The 12,788-nt window shown below is 70.6% G+C and carries 13 protein-coding genes; 8 read left to right on the top strand and 5 right to left on the bottom strand.

What is annotated here, in order from left to right; all coding sequences use genetic code 11:
• Positions 1–87 precede the first annotated feature (87 nt).
• From P1K89_RS10610 to P1K89_RS10625, 4 genes are read right to left on the bottom strand one after another with little or no spacing between them, the layout of a single operon-like run.
• On the bottom strand, positions 88–1,617 hold the full coding sequence (locus tag P1K89_RS10610) for a serine/threonine protein kinase (RefSeq protein WP_350080912.1): 1,530 nt from the start codon (positions 1,615–1,617) through the stop codon (positions 88–90).
• Complete coding sequence (locus P1K89_RS10615) at positions 1,607–2,350, bottom strand: metallophosphoesterase family protein (RefSeq protein ID WP_284616421.1); 744 nt, start codon at positions 2,348–2,350, stop codon at positions 1,607–1,609. The genes P1K89_RS10610 and P1K89_RS10615 overlap by 11 nt, the downstream gene beginning before the upstream one ends.
• 53 nt (positions 2,351–2,403) lie before the next feature.
• The gene (gene argF / locus P1K89_RS10620; RefSeq protein ID WP_284616422.1) at positions 2,404–3,363 is read right to left on the bottom strand and encodes an ornithine carbamoyltransferase; all 960 of its coding nucleotides are present in this window, start codon (positions 3,361–3,363) and stop codon (positions 2,404–2,406) included.
• A gap of 13 nt (positions 3,364–3,376) precedes the next feature.
• Positions 3,377–4,579, bottom strand: coding sequence for an aspartate aminotransferase family protein (locus P1K89_RS10625; protein WP_284616423.1), 1,203 nt, complete (start codon positions 4,577–4,579; stop codon positions 3,377–3,379).
• Positions 4,580–4,811: 232 nt separating this feature from the next.
• Here P1K89_RS10625 and P1K89_RS10630 point away from each other — a divergent pair, with 232 nt between their 5' ends.
• Positions 4,812–5,159 carry a DUF3579 domain-containing protein gene (locus P1K89_RS10630; RefSeq protein ID WP_284616424.1) on the top strand — a complete coding sequence of 116 codons (348 nt, stop codon included), beginning with the start codon at positions 4,812–4,814 and terminating at the stop codon, positions 5,157–5,159.
• A 78-nt stretch (positions 5,160–5,237) separates the two neighbouring features.
• Here P1K89_RS10630 and rpsT read toward each other — a convergent pair whose 3' ends face one another.
• Positions 5,238–5,552 carry a 30S ribosomal protein S20 gene (gene rpsT / locus P1K89_RS10635; RefSeq protein WP_284616425.1) on the bottom strand — a complete coding sequence of 105 codons (315 nt, stop codon included), beginning with the start codon at positions 5,550–5,552 and terminating at the stop codon, positions 5,238–5,240.
• An 80-nt stretch (positions 5,553–5,632) separates the two neighbouring features.
• On the opposite strand from rpsT, the gene murJ reads away from it, so the two are divergent.
• From murJ to folK, 7 genes are all read left to right on the top strand, one after another.
• The gene (gene murJ, locus P1K89_RS10640; RefSeq protein ID WP_284616426.1) at positions 5,633–7,198 is read left to right on the top strand and encodes a murein biosynthesis integral membrane protein MurJ; all 1,566 of its coding nucleotides are present in this window, start codon (positions 5,633–5,635) and stop codon (positions 7,196–7,198) included.
• Between the two features lie 10 nt (positions 7,199–7,208).
• On the top strand, positions 7,209–8,075 hold the full coding sequence (locus tag P1K89_RS10645) for a SirB1 family protein (RefSeq protein ID WP_284616427.1): 867 nt from the start codon (positions 7,209–7,211) through the stop codon (positions 8,073–8,075).
• 138 nt (positions 8,076–8,213) lie between these two features.
• Complete coding sequence (locus P1K89_RS10650; RefSeq protein ID WP_284616428.1) at positions 8,214–9,275, top strand: AI-2E family transporter; 1,062 nt, start codon at positions 8,214–8,216, stop codon at positions 9,273–9,275.
• On the top strand, positions 9,272–9,937 hold the full coding sequence (hda, locus tag P1K89_RS10655; RefSeq protein WP_284616429.1) for a DnaA regulatory inactivator Hda: 666 nt from the start codon (positions 9,272–9,274) through the stop codon (positions 9,935–9,937). The genes P1K89_RS10650 and hda overlap by 4 nt, the downstream gene beginning before the upstream one ends.
• Positions 9,934–10,602: a histidinol-phosphatase gene (locus tag P1K89_RS10660; protein ID WP_284616430.1), complete on the top strand. Its 669-nt coding sequence runs from the start codon at positions 9,934–9,936 to the stop codon at positions 10,600–10,602. The genes hda and P1K89_RS10660 overlap by 4 nt, the downstream gene beginning before the upstream one ends.
• Entirely contained in the window at positions 10,599–12,230 is a 1,632-nt protein-coding gene (pcnB, locus tag P1K89_RS10665; RefSeq protein ID WP_284616431.1) for a polynucleotide adenylyltransferase PcnB, read from the top strand. The genes P1K89_RS10660 and pcnB overlap by 4 nt, the downstream gene beginning before the upstream one ends.
• A complete protein-coding gene (folK, locus tag P1K89_RS10670; protein WP_284616432.1) occupies positions 12,227–12,700 on the top strand; it encodes a 2-amino-4-hydroxy-6-hydroxymethyldihydropteridine diphosphokinase in 474 nt (157 codons plus the stop codon). Before pcnB ends, folK begins: the two co-directional genes overlap by 4 nt.
• The last annotated feature ends 88 nt before the right edge of the window (positions 12,701–12,788 follow it).

Here is a 12,788-nt window from a genome sequence, read left to right on the forward strand (position 1 = left end):
GCCCACCGCCTGCCAGCGAGACGGGTATTTGCAGATTACTCCTGTAAAGAGTAATCGTCAAATACCACTTTCAGGCGTACCCCGTGATCAGGACTCTGCGGCGCCGCCAGCCGCCCGCACCACCGTCACCGTGCAATCCGACTCCGCCACCACCTGCGACGACACGCTGCCGAGGTAGCGCCGCAGGCCCGACGCGCCGCGTGCGCCCATCACGATGTGGTCGACCTGGTTGCGGCGCGCGAACTCGACGATCGCGGCCGCGGCGTCGGGCGCCTCGAGCACGTGGAAGGTCAGCCGCGCGTCGTCGCCTTCGAGCAGCTTCGCCAGCGGCCGGGCCCAGTGCTTCAGTCCGACCAGTTGCTTGACGTGCACGCTGCGGCCTTCGCCGTCGACCAGCTCGTCCATGCCGATGCGCGCGGTCTTCATCACGCTGATGCAGGCCAGGCGCGCGCCGGGCTCGGTCTGCACCAGGCGCCGCACGGTCTCGCGCAGGCGTTCGAGCAGCTCGTCGCTGGCGCCGTCGACGTCGACCGCCGCCGCGATGATCGGGCTCTTCGACAGCTGCCCGGTGGCGCTGGCCTGCGGCTCGCCCGGCTCCGCGCCGAGGGCGGTGAACCAGCGCCGGAAGGTCTTCCACGCGCCGCTGCGCTGCAGCCGCTCGGCGCGCCGGGTCAGCACCACCTGCGCGGGGCTCTGCAGGTCGAGCGCCAGCTGCGCGGCGCTCTGGTAGCGGCGCTCGGGCTTGACCTCCAGGCAGCGCAGGATCAGCTCCTGCAGCCACGGCGGGCAGTCGGCGCGGTGGGCGCGCGGCGGCGTCGGGTCGCGCCACAGGCGATGGCGCAGGCCGCGCACGCTGTCGGGCGAACCGAAGGGCCGCTCGCCCGTCGTCAGGTGGTACAGCATCACGCCGAGCGCGAACAGGTCGCTGCGCGGGTCGTTGCGCACGAACTGGATCTGCTCGGGCGACATGTAGGGCCCGGTGCCCATCGGCAGCATGAACTCCTCGTCGAGCAGGTCGGGCAGGTGGTCGTGGCGCGACAGGCCGAAGTCGACCAGCACCGCGGTGCCGTCGGGGCGGAAGAGGATGTTGCTGGGCTTGATGTCCAGGTGCACGAGGTGCTGGCGGTGCAGCTCGTGCACCGCGGTCGCGACGCGCGAGCCGATCTCGATCACCTCGTCCAGCGGCAGCGGCGCGGCGTCGAGCCGGGGCTTCAACGACGGGCCCTCGATGCGCTCCATCACGATGTAGGGCTGGCGGGTGAAGTCGCCCTTGGCGATGAACTTCGGCACGTGCGGGCCCGAGAGCATCGGCATGATCATCTGCTCGACCTCGAAGCCGACGATCGTCGCCGGGTCCTCGCCGCCCTTGATGCGCGGCACCTTCATGATCAGCGGCAGCCGCGAGTCGCCGGCATGGTTGACCTCGCTGACGCGCCACAGGTGCGCCATGCCGCCGGTGTGCAGCTTCTCCTCGAGACGGAAGCGGTCGATCACCTGGCCGGGCTCGAGCTGCATCGGCGCCGGCAGGCCGCTGCGCCGTGCGGCGAAGCCCATCGTTGCCGGTTCGTTCCGCGCGCTGCCGGCGCCGGTGTTCGCGGTGTCGGTGTTACTCGCCATCTTCGAGGCGGCTGGCCAGGCGCTGCGGCAGCGCGGCGGCGCGGATCTTCGCGCCGGCCGTCTCGTGGTCGTAGGGCACGCGGTGGTAGGTGATGCTGTGCGCGTCGTCGTCGAACATCGCGTAGCAGGCAGCGGGGTTGCCGTCGCGCGGCTGGCCGGCCGAGCCGGGGATCATCAGCCACTGCCGGTGCGGCGGCACGGGAATCGCGATGCCCGGCGTCGGCACGAAGTCGCCACACTTGCCGGTGCCCGACAGGTGGTAGAGCTTGGGCTCGTGCATGTGGCCGCAGAAGGTGTAGCGGCAGGCGGTGGCCTGCAGGCTGCGCATCGCCTCGCTGCGGCCGACGATGTAGTCCCAGCCCGAGGGCGCCCAGGCGTTGGCATGCACGTAGAGCCGGTCGCCCTGCTGCTGCGTCATCGGCAGCGAGCCGAGGAAGTCGATCTGCGCCGCATCGAGCTGCGCGCGCGTCCACTCGATGACCTGGCGCGGCTCGGGCCGCATCGACGGCGTCGCGCCCATCACCACCGCGCGGTCGTGGTTGCCCTGGACCGCGAGCGCGCCGGCGCGAACCAGTGCGCGCACTTCGTCGACCACCCAGCCCGGATCGGCCCCGTAGCCGACGAAGTCGCCCAGCAGGACGTAGGCCTCGGCGCCCTGGCCGCGCGCATGCTCGAGCACCGTCTCCACGGCTTCGCGGTTGGCATGCAGGTCGGACAGCAGCGCGGTCTTCATGGCGGCATCATCGCCGGGCAGGCTGACGCCCCGCTGGCCGCGGGGACGACAACTCAGCCGATCCGGCCCAGCAGAAGGTACTCCATCAGCGCCTTCTGCACATGCATGCGGTTCTCGGCCTCGTCCCAGACCACGGATTGCGGCCCGTCGATGACCTCGGCGCTGACTTCCTCGCCGCGGTGCGCGGGCAGGCAGTGCATGAACAGCGCATCCTTGCGTGCCAGCGACATCATCTGCGCGTCGACGCACCAGTCGGCGAAGGCCTTGATGCGCTTCTCGTTCTCGGCCTCGTAGCCCATGCTGGTCCAGACGTCGGTGGTCACCAGGTCGACGCCTTCGCAGGCGGCGAACGGGCTCTTGAAGACCTTCTGGCACGCGGGGTTCGACACGCCGGCCACCGCCGGATCGACCTCGAAGCCGCTGGGCGTGCTGACGTGCAGCGTGAAGCCGAGGATGTCGGCGGCCTGCAGCCAGGTGTTGGCCATGTTGTTGCCGTCGCCGACCCAGGCGACCGTCTTGCCGCGCAGGCATTCGAGCGCATCCTGGCCGTCGCGCGCGCCGCGGTGCTCGATGAAGGTGAACAGGTCGGCGAGGATCTGGCAGGGATGGAACTCGTTGGTCAGCCCGTTGATCACCGGCACGCGGGAATGGGCCGCGAAGCGCTCGATCTTGGTCTGTTCGAAGGTGCGGAACATCACCACGTCGACCATGCGGCTGATGACGCGCGCGGAGTCCTCGATCGGCTCGGAGCGGCCGAGCTGGCTGTCGCCGGTGGTCAGGTGCACCACCGAGCCGCCCATCTGGTACATGCCGGCCTCGAAGCTGACGCGGGTGCGCGTGCTGGCCTTCTCGAAGATCATCGCCAGCGTGCGGTCGACCAGCGGCGTGTAGCGCTCGTAGTTCTTGAAACGCTTCTTGATGATCGCGCTGCGCTCGAACAGGTAGGCGTACTCCTCGGCGCGGAAGTCCTTGAACTGCAGGTAGTGCTTCATCAGGCTGTGACCCGGCTTCATCGCGGAACGACGGTCAGACCGGCTGGCCGACGCCGCCCGGCTCGCCGAGGAAATCGCGCACCAGCGGCACCAGGCGCTGCACGAGCTCGTCGGCCTCGGCGGCCGAGAGGATCAGCGCCGGCAGCAGGCGGATCACGCTGTCGGCGGTGACGCTGATCAGCAGGCCCGCTTCCTTCGCCGCGCGCGCCAGCAGTTCGTTGCACGGCCGGTCGAGCTGCACGCCGAGCATCAGGCCCTGGCCGCGGATCTCGACGAAGCCCGGCACGTCGCGCAGGCCTTCGAGCAGGCCGTGCTTCAGGCGCTCGCCGACAACTTGCGCGTTCTCCAGCAGCCGGTCTTCTTCCATGATGCGCAGCGTCTCGATGCCCGCGCGCATCGCCAGCGGGTTGCCGCCGAAGGTGGTGCCGTGGTTGCCCGGGCCCAGCACGTCCTTGGCGCGTGGGCCGGCGACGATGGCGCCGATCGGCACGCCGGAGCCCAGGCCCTTCGCCAGCGGCATCACGTCGGGCTGGATGCCGGCCCACTGGTGCGCGAACCACTTGCCGGTGCGGCCGATGCCGCACTGCACTTCGTCGAGCATCAGCAGCCAGTCGTTCTCGTCACAGACCGCGCGCAGCTCGCGCAGCGTCTCCCAGCGCGTCGGGTTGATGCCGCCTTCGCCCTGGATGGTCTCGAGGAACACGGCGACCACGTTCTTGTTGGTGCGGGCGACCTCGCGCACCTTGTCGATGTCGTTCAGCGGCAGGCGCACGAAGCCTTCGACCAGCGGTTCGAAGCCCTTCTGCACCTTCGGGTTGCCGGTGGCCGACAGCGTGGCGATCGAGCGGCCGTGGAAAGCCTTGTCGTAGACGATGATCTCGGGCCGCTCGATGCCCTTGTCATGGCCGAACTTGCGCGCGATCTTCAGCGCGCCTTCGTTGGCCTCGAGGCCGCTGTTGCAGAAGAAGGCGGCGGACAGCCCCGACAGCTCGCACAGCTTCGCGGCCAGCGCTTCCTGCAACGGCGCCTGGTAGTAGTTCGAGCAGTGGATCAGCTTCTCGATCTGGTCCTGCAGCGCCGGCACCAGCTTCGGGTGGGCATGGCCCAGCGTATTGACGGCAATGCCGGCCAGCCCGTCGAGGTACTCGCGGCCGTCGGTATCCCAGACGCGACAGCCCCGGCCGTGCGACAGCGCGAACGGCAGCCGGCCATAGGTGTTCATCACGTGAGAGGTCATCGGCGCGGGCTCCGTCGGCGGCTGGGTTGGAACGACAAGGCCGGCGATCTCCACTCTGAGGGCGATGCGCCGGCCTGCTGGGGAGTCGATTCTAAACAGCGGGGTGTGACGGGGGCGGGCGGCGTGAACGATGCGGCGTTCGGCCGGACTTGGGCATGCTGCGGCGCAGCACTTCCACGGCACAATACGCGTTTTGCCCGCTCCGGGCCCCCTGTACGCCGTACCGCTTCGCATGTCCGCTTCCCCCAAGCGCGAGCTCTTCATCCAGGGCATCACCCGCAGCGGGCGGACCTTTCGCCCCAGCGACTGGGCGGAGCGGCTGGCCGGTGCGCTGTCGAGCTTCCGGCCCGGCGGTGCGCGGCAAGGACCCGGCGCCCACATCGGCTACTCGCCGTACTGCGTGCCGCGGGTCATCGACAACGTCAAGTGCGTGATCGTCAACGAGGCGCTGCGCGACATCGAGCCGATGGCCTGGGACTTCGTGATGAACTTCGCCCGCGACAACGAGCTGCAGGTGGTCGAGGCCTGCCTGCTGCCCGCCGGCACGGCGAAGCCTGCGCAGAAGGACCCGCGCAAATGACAAAGGCCCGCAGCGGCGGGCCCGAGAATGACAAAGGCCCGCCGAGGCGGGCCTTGTCTGCTCATCCGGAAACTTGGATCAGGCGGCTGCGGACAGCGCCTTGATCTTGGCGGCCAGGCGGCTCTTGTGACGAGCGGCCTTGTTCTTGTGGAAGATGCCCTTGTCGGCGACGGAGTCGATCACCGGCTGGGCGATCTTGAAGAGGGCGGCCGGCGCGGCCTTGTCACCACCGGTGACGGCCTTGTCGATCGCCTTCTGGACGTTCTTGATGACGGTGCGGAAGTGCGAACGCAGCGAGGTGTTCTGCGCGTTCAGCTTGACGTCCTGGCGGGCGCGCTTGCGGCCCGAAGCGAGGCGGACGGTCTTCTTCTTGGCTTTGGAGGAGGTTGCCATGGTGTGTTCTGGCCCGGATGAGCAAAGACCGCGAGTATAGCATTGCGGCCCTCGGCGTCCATGCCGGTGTCCTCACCCCAATGAATCTCTTCAAGGCCGCCTTCTCGATTTCCGCGTTCACGATGTTGTCGCGCATCACCGGATTGGTGCGCGACGCGGTCAACGCGGCGCTGTTCGGCACGTCGGCCACGATGGACGCGTTCTGGATCGCCTTCCGCATTCCGAACCTGCTGCGCCGGCTGTTCGCCGAGGGCGCGTTCTCGCAGGCCTTCGTGCCGCTGCTGGCCGCCACCCGTGCCGAGCACGGCGACGAGACCACCAAGGCGCTGATCGACGCCGTGGCCACCGTGATGGCCTGGGCGCTGCTGGTGATCTGCGCGCTCGGCGTCGTCGCCGCGCCGGTGCTGGTCTGGCTGCTGGCGTCGGGCTTCGATCCCGCCACCACCGACGCCGCGGTGCTGATGACACGCTGGATGTTCCCGTACATCGGCTGCATGTCGCTGGTGGCGCTCGCCTCGGGCGTGCTGAACACCTGGCGCCGCTTCGCGGTGCCGGCCTTCACGCCGGTGCTGCTGAACCTGTCGATGATCGGTGCCGCCTGGGGGCTGGTGCCGGTGTTCCGGCGCCACGGCATCGAGCCGGTCTACGCGCTGGCGGCCGGCGTGATGCTGGGCGGCGTGCTGCAGCTGGGGTTCCAGGTGCCGGCGCTGGCGCGCATCGCGGCGCTGCCGCGCATCGGCCTGGGCTGGTCGCCGCTCCGGGCCGCCTGGCGCCAACCCGGCGTCGGCCAGATCCTCGGCAAGATGGGGCCGGCGGTGATCGGCGTCTCGGTGGCGCAGCTGTCGCTGATGATCAATTCGCAGATCGCATCGTGGCTGGGCGCGGGCGCGGTGTCGACGCTGGTCTACGCCGACCGGCTGATGGAGCTGCCGACGGCGCTGCTGGGCGTCGCGCTCGGCGTGGTGCTGACGCCGCAGCTGTCGTCGGCGCAGGCGAAGCAGGACTGGACCGCCTACTCCGGCCTGCTCGACTGGGGCCTGCGCATGACGGTGCTGCTGGCGCTGCCCTGTGCCGCCGCGCTGCTGCTGTTCGCCGAGCCGCTGGTGGCGACGCTGTTCCACCGCGGCGCCTTCGACGAACAGTCGGTGCGGCTGACCTCCTTTGCGGTGATGGGCTACGGTGTCGGCCTGCTCGGGTTGGTCGGTGTGAAGATCGCCGCGCCGGGCTTCTACGCCCGCCAGGACATGAAGACGCCGATGCGCATCGGCATCGCGGTGATGGTGCTGACGCAGGTCTTCAACGCGGCGCTGGTGCCCTGGCTGGGCGTCGCGGCGCTGGCGCTGTCGATCGGGCTGGCGGCGACCGTCAACGCCGCCTGGCTGCTGCGCGGCCTGCGGCGGCTCGAACTGTGGCGCCCGGCGCCCGGCTGGGGCCTGTTCACGCTGCGCGTGCTGACGGCCAGCGCGGTGATGGGCGCCGGGCTGGCGTGGGTCGGCTGGCGGGTCGACTGGGTGGCACTCGGCCAGCACGAGCTGCAACGGGCCGGGCTGCTGGCGGGGGTGATCGTCGTGGCCATCGGCGTCTACTTCGCCGTGCTGTTGCTCTGCGGCACGAATCTGCGCGAACTGCTGCGCCGGCGCGTCTAGACTCGTGGCGATGAAACACCTGCTGTTGCAGGTCCCGACGGCGCTGGAGTACTTCGCCGCGCTGGTCGCCGAGGACGACGGTTTTGCGCTGCTCGAAGCGGCGATCGCGATCGCCCAGGACGAGTACCCGCAGCTCGATCCGCAGGCCGTGCTGGCCGAGATCGACGGCCTCGCCGCGCGGCTGAAGCGCCGGCTGGCTGCCGATGCGTCGCCGATGCAGCGGTTGCGGGCGCTGAACCACTTCTTCTTCGAAGAGCTGGGCTTCGCCGGCAACATCAACGACTATTACGACCCCCGCAACAGCTACCTCAACGATGTGCTGGCGACGCGCCGCGGCATCCCGATCACGCTGGCGCTGGTGTATGCCGAGCTGGCGTCGCAGGTCGGCCTGACCGCCCGCGGCGTCGCCTTCCCCGGCCACTTCCTGGTCAAGCTGCGCATGCCGCAGGGCGAAGTGGTGATCGATGCCTTCAGCGGCCGCTCGCTGTCGCGCGAAGAGCTGGACGAACGCCTGGCGCCGTACCGCAAGCGCCATGGCCTGGTCGGCGACTTCGAGACGCCGCTGGGCCTGTTCCTGCAAGCGGCGGCGCCGCGCGACGTGGTCTCGCGCATGCTGCGCAACCTGAAGGAGATCCACCGCAGCGGCGCCGACTGGCCGCGGCTGCTGGCCGTGCAGCAGCGCCTGGTGCTGCTGCTGCCGGGGGCGGTGGACGAGCGCCGCGACCGCGGGCTGACCTGGGCCGAGCTCGGCCGCACCGACGAGGCGCTGGCCGACCTGGAGGCCTACCTGGTGCAGCGCCCCGACGGCGATGACGCCGACGAGCTGCGCGAACGCGTGCGCGCGCTGCGCGCGGCCGGCCGGCCGCACCTGCATTGATCACGTGGGTCGCGTTCGGCGGGTCGCACGGGGCGGCTCTTACAATGCGAAATTGTGCCCGGCCGACATGCGACCGGTCGCCATGTCCGGGGCTCGCCGGGGCTAACCCGCCGCTGACGCGCCAGCCATCCCCTCACGATGAACCTCACCGCTGCCCAACGACAGACGCTGACCTGGCTCGCGCTCGCCATCGGCGCCGCACTGCTGCTGTGGCTGCTGGCGCCGGTGCTGATGCCCTTCGTCATCGGGGCGGTGCTGGCTTATGTGCTGCACCCGCTGGTCGAGAAACTCGCCGCGCGCCGCGTGCCGCGCGTGCTGGCGGTGCTCGGCGTCGAGGTGCTGACGCTGCTGATCGTGCTGTTGCTGGTGCTGCTGCTGGTGCCGGTGCTGTTGAAGGAACTGCCGCTGCTGAAGGCGCAGATTCCGCCGCTGCTCGATCGGCTGGATCAGACGCTCTCGCCCTGGCTCGCGCAGTTCGGCATCCAGGTGAGCCTGGATGTCGCGTCCATCAAGACGTGGCTGGCCAAGGTGCTCGACGCGAACATGGAAGACTGGCTGGGCGCGGCGCTCAGTTCGGTCCGGCTGGGCGGCAGCGTCATGTTGTCGCTGATCGGCAATGCCGTGCTCGTGCCGGTGGTGCTGTTCTACCTGCTGCTCGACTGGGCTCGGCTGGTGCAGCAGGCGCAGCAGCTCATTCCGCCGCACCTGCGCGATCGCGCGCTCGGCTTCCTCGATGAATGCGACACGATGCTCGGCCAGTACCTGCGCGGCCAGCTGGTCGTGATGGTCGTGCTCGCGGTGTACTACTCGGCGGCGCTGGCGATCGCGCGCTTCGACCTCGCGTTGCCGCTGGGCGTCTTCACCGGGCTGGCGGTGGCGATCCCGTACGTCGGATTCGGTCTCGGCATGCTGCTGGCGCTGCTCGCCGCGCTGCTGCAGTTCGGCAGCCTGGCCGGCGTGCTGGCGGTGGCGGCGGTGTACGGCATCGGCCAGCTGCTGGAGAGCTTCGTGCTCACGCCGCGCCTCGTCGGCGAGCGCATCGGGCTGTCGCCGCTGGCGGTGATCTTCGCGCTGATGGCCTTCGGCCAGCTGTTCGGCTTCGTCGGCGTGCTGATCGCGCTGCCGGCGAGCGCGGTGGCCGCGGTCGCCCTGCGGCGCATGCGCGACACCTATCTTGCGAGCCGGCTGTATCAGGGATGAAGCAGATTCCGCTGGCGCTGGTGCCGCCGCAATCGGGCGGCTTCGATTCCCTGCTGCAGGGGCCGAATGCGCAGGCCGTGCAGCACCTGCGCTCGCTGGTGATGCCGGCGGCGCCGGTCTACCTGTGGGGCGGCAGCGGCACGGGCAAGACGCGCCTGCTGCGCGCCCTGGCGGCCGAGCGCCAGCAGGAAGGGGAGCGCATCGGCTGGTTCGATGCCGCGGACCCGCTGCCGTGGGCGCTCGACGAAACCTGGTCGCTGGTGATCGTCGACAACTGCGAGGCGCTCGATGCGATGCACCAGCAGGCCGCGTTCGCCCTCTTCGTCGAGGCCGGCAGCCACGGCGTGCAGTGGGCCGCGGCCGGCCGCCTGCCGCCGGTGGACCTGCCTCTGCGCGACGACCTGCGCACGCGGCTCGCGTGGGGCCATGTCTTCGCGCTACAGGCGCTGGGCGAAGGCGAAACCCGCGCTGCGCTGCGCCGCGAGGCCGACCGCCGCGGCATCCTGCTGTCGGACGACGTGATGGACTACCTGCTGACGCGCTTCCAGCGCGACCTGAAGCACCTGATGCAGCTGCTCGACCAGCTCGACGAATTCGCGCTCTCGGAGCATCGTGCGGTCACCGTGCCGCTGCTGAAAAAGATGCTCGCCGAACAAGCATGAGCCTCGCCCTCTTCGACCTCGACGGCACGCTGATCCCCGGCGATTCGGACCACGCCTTCTGCGAGTTCCTGATCGCGCTCGGCTGGGTCGATGCCGACCAGTTCCACCGCCGCAACAACGAATTCTTCAAGCAGTACCAGGCCGGCTGCCTGGACATCGCGTCCTACATTGACTTCGCCACCGCGCCGTGGCGCTCGCGGCCTGAAAGCGAACAGCGCGCCGCGATGCAGCGCTTCATGGTCGAGGTGGTGCAGCCGATGCTGCGGCCCGAGGCGCTGGCGCTGGTGCGTGCGCACCAGCAGGCCGGCGACCGCGTGGCCATCGTCACCGCGACCAACGAATTCATCACCCGCCCGATCGCCGATGCCTTCGGCGTGCCCGAGCTGATCGCCGTGCGCCTGGAGCGCGACGCGTCGGGCCGGGCCACCGGCCGCATCGACGGCGTGCCCTCGTTCCGCGAAGGCAAGATCGCGCGCGTCGACGCCTGGCTGGCCGGACAGGGCGCCGCCTGGGGCGACTTCCAGCGCACCGTCTTCTACAGCGACTCCACCAACGACCTGCCGCTGCTTGAACGCGCGAGCGAGCCGGTGGCCACCAATCCCAGCCCCGCGCTCGAAGCGATCGCACGCGAACGCGGCTGGCGCATCCTGAGGCTCTTCGCATGATCAAGCGCCTGATCAACAAGCTGCTCGGCAAGTCCGCGCCCGACGTCGACCCGCCCGCCGCACCGCCGGTGCCGAAGATCCCGCTCGGCCAGCGCGTCGAGGTGCCGGCCAGCACGCACGGCATCGACCCCTCGCTGCTCGACGAGCGCGCGGTCAAGGTGGTGCGCGCGCTGAAGGAGGCCGGCTTCGAGGCCTATGTCGTCGGCGGTGCGGTGCGCGACCTGCTGGTCGGTCGCCGGCCGAAGGACTTCGACGTCGCGACCAACGCGACGCCCGAGCAGGTCAAGGGCCTGTTCCGCCGCGCCTTCATCATCGGCCGGCGCTTCCGCCTGGTGCACGTGATCTTCGGCCGCGGCCGCGACCACGAGGTGATCGAGGTGTCGACCTTCCGCGCCTACCTCGACTCCGCCGACGCGACGCAGGTCGAGGGCAACGAGCGCACCAGCAAGGCCGAGCTCGCCGGCTCGTCGCACGCGGTCGACGCCTCCGGCCGCGTGCTGCGCGACAACGTCTGGGGGCCGCAGATCGAGGATGCCGCACGCCGCGACTTCACGATCAACGCGATGTACTACGACCCCGAGACGCAGATCGTCGTCGACTACCACGGTGGCCTGGCCGACGTGCAGCAGCGCGCGCTGCGGCTGATCGGCGATCCGGCGACACGCTACCGCGAGGACCCGGTGCGCATCATCCGCGCGGTGCGTTTTGCCGCGAAGCTGGGCTTTTCACTGGAGCCCGGCAGCGCCGCGCCGGTGAAGTCGCTGGCGCCGCTGCTGGCCAACGTGCCGATCTCGCGCATGTTCGACGAGATGGTCAAGCTGCTGCAGACCGGCCATGCGCTGGCCAGCGTCGCCGCGCTGAAGGAGCACGGCCTGCACCGCGGCGTGTTCCCGGTGCTGGACGTGATCTTCGACGACGCGCGTACGCCGCAGGAGCAGGCCTTCATCCGTCAGGCGCTGGCGGACACCGACCGCCGCGTCGGCGAGGGCAAGGCGGTGGCGCCGAGCTTCCTGCTCGCCTGCCTGCTGTGGCACGAGGTGCTGGCCGGCTGGAAGCGCCGCCGCGCCGACGGCGAGCACCTGATCCCGGCGCTGCAGCAGTCGATCGACGCCGCCTTCGATGCGCGCATCGGCGACATCTCCGGCCGCGGCAAGCTCGGTGCCGACATGCGCGAGATCTGGATGATGCAGCCGCGCTTCGAGCGCCGGCAGGCGAATACCGCGTTCGCGCTGATCGAGCAGCCGCGTTTCCGCGCCGGCTTCGACTTCCTGCGCCTGCGCGCCGATGTCGGCGAGGCGCCGGCCGAGCTCGCCGAATGGTGGGAGGACTTCTCGCTCGGCACCGATGACGAGCGCGAGGCGCTGCTGGTCGCCGCACGCGAGGCCAGCCGCGGCGGACCGCGTCGGGTGTCGGCGCCCAAGCGGGCCGCCGCGCCGGCATCGTCCGGCGAAGGCGAAGCGAGCGCCGAGGCCCCGGTGGATGGCGATGAGGCGGCCGCCGAGCCGGCGGGCGACGCCCCGCCCGCGCGCAAGCGCCGCCGGCGCCGCCGCAAGCCGTCGGGCGGCGGGGTATCCGCGGGTGCCGGCACGGGCGCCGACGCGGCCCCGGCCCCGCCGGCGGGCGAATGAGGCCGCTGGCCTACGTCGGCATCGGTGCCAATCTCGGCGACGCCCGCGCGACGGTGCGCGCCGCCTGCGAACGCCTGCGACCGCTCGGTGCGCTGCGCTGCTCGTCGCTGTACCGCTCGGCGCCGGTCGACGCCGGCGGCCCGGACTTCGTCAATGCCGTCGTCGAACTGCAGCCGACGCTCGACCCGGCCGCGCTGCTGGCCGCGCTGCAGGCGATCGAGGCCGACTTCGGCCGCGAGCGGCCGTTCCGCCACGCGCCGCGCACGCTCGACCTGGACCTGTTGCTGTATGGCGACGAGGTGGTTGGGACCCCGTCGCTGACGCTGCCGCATCCCCGGCTGCATCAACGCGCCTTCGTATTGCAGCCGCTGCTGGAACTGGCGCCGGCATTGCAGGCCCCCGGCCTCGGGGCGCTGTCGGCCTGGCTGCCGGCGACCGCGGGCCAAGGGATAGAGCGCCTCGCCGGCTGAGCCGCCGCCGGGCCGCCCCAAGGCGGCTCGCGCCCCCTCGGGGGCAGGAGCGAAGCGACGTGGGGGCCTCGAGCCCGGGCGAGGCCGG

The sequence above is a fragment of the Aquabacterium humicola genome (assembly GCF_030167915.1).
Lineage (GTDB): Bacteria > Pseudomonadota > Gammaproteobacteria > Burkholderiales > Burkholderiaceae_C > Pseudaquabacterium > Pseudaquabacterium humicola.

Coding starts and splice junctions, on each gene's coding strand:
- P1K89_RS10630 (WP_284616424.1), top strand. CDS start 4,812: ATGTCCGCTTCCCCCAAGCGCGAGCTCTTCATCCAGGGCATCACCCGC.
- hda (WP_284616429.1), top strand. CDS start 9,272: ATGAAGCAGATTCCGCTGGCGCTGGTGCCGCCGCAATCGGGCGGCTTC.
- folK (WP_284616432.1), top strand. CDS start 12,227: ATGAGGCCGCTGGCCTACGTCGGCATCGGTGCCAATCTCGGCGACGCC.
- P1K89_RS10625 (WP_284616423.1), bottom strand. CDS start 4,579: ATGACCTCTCACGTGATGAACACCTATGGCCGGCTGCCGTTCGCGCTG.
- P1K89_RS10660 (WP_284616430.1), top strand. CDS start 9,934: ATGAGCCTCGCCCTCTTCGACCTCGACGGCACGCTGATCCCCGGCGAT.
- murJ (WP_284616426.1), top strand. CDS start 5,633: ATGAATCTCTTCAAGGCCGCCTTCTCGATTTCCGCGTTCACGATGTTG.
- P1K89_RS10650 (WP_284616428.1), top strand. CDS start 8,214: ATGAACCTCACCGCTGCCCAACGACAGACGCTGACCTGGCTCGCGCTC.
- rpsT (WP_284616425.1), bottom strand. CDS start 5,552: ATGGCAACCTCCTCCAAAGCCAAGAAGAAGACCGTCCGCCTCGCTTCG.
- pcnB (WP_284616431.1), top strand. CDS start 10,599: ATGATCAAGCGCCTGATCAACAAGCTGCTCGGCAAGTCCGCGCCCGAC.
- P1K89_RS10615 (WP_284616421.1), bottom strand. CDS start 2,350: ATGAAGACCGCGCTGCTGTCCGACCTGCATGCCAACCGCGAAGCCGTG.
- P1K89_RS10610 (WP_350080912.1), bottom strand. CDS start 1,617: ATGGCGAGTAACACCGACACCGCGAACACCGGCGCCGGCAGCGCGCGG.
- P1K89_RS10645 (WP_284616427.1), top strand. CDS start 7,209: ATGAAACACCTGCTGTTGCAGGTCCCGACGGCGCTGGAGTACTTCGCC.
- argF (WP_284616422.1), bottom strand. CDS start 3,363: ATGAAGCCGGGTCACAGCCTGATGAAGCACTACCTGCAGTTCAAGGAC.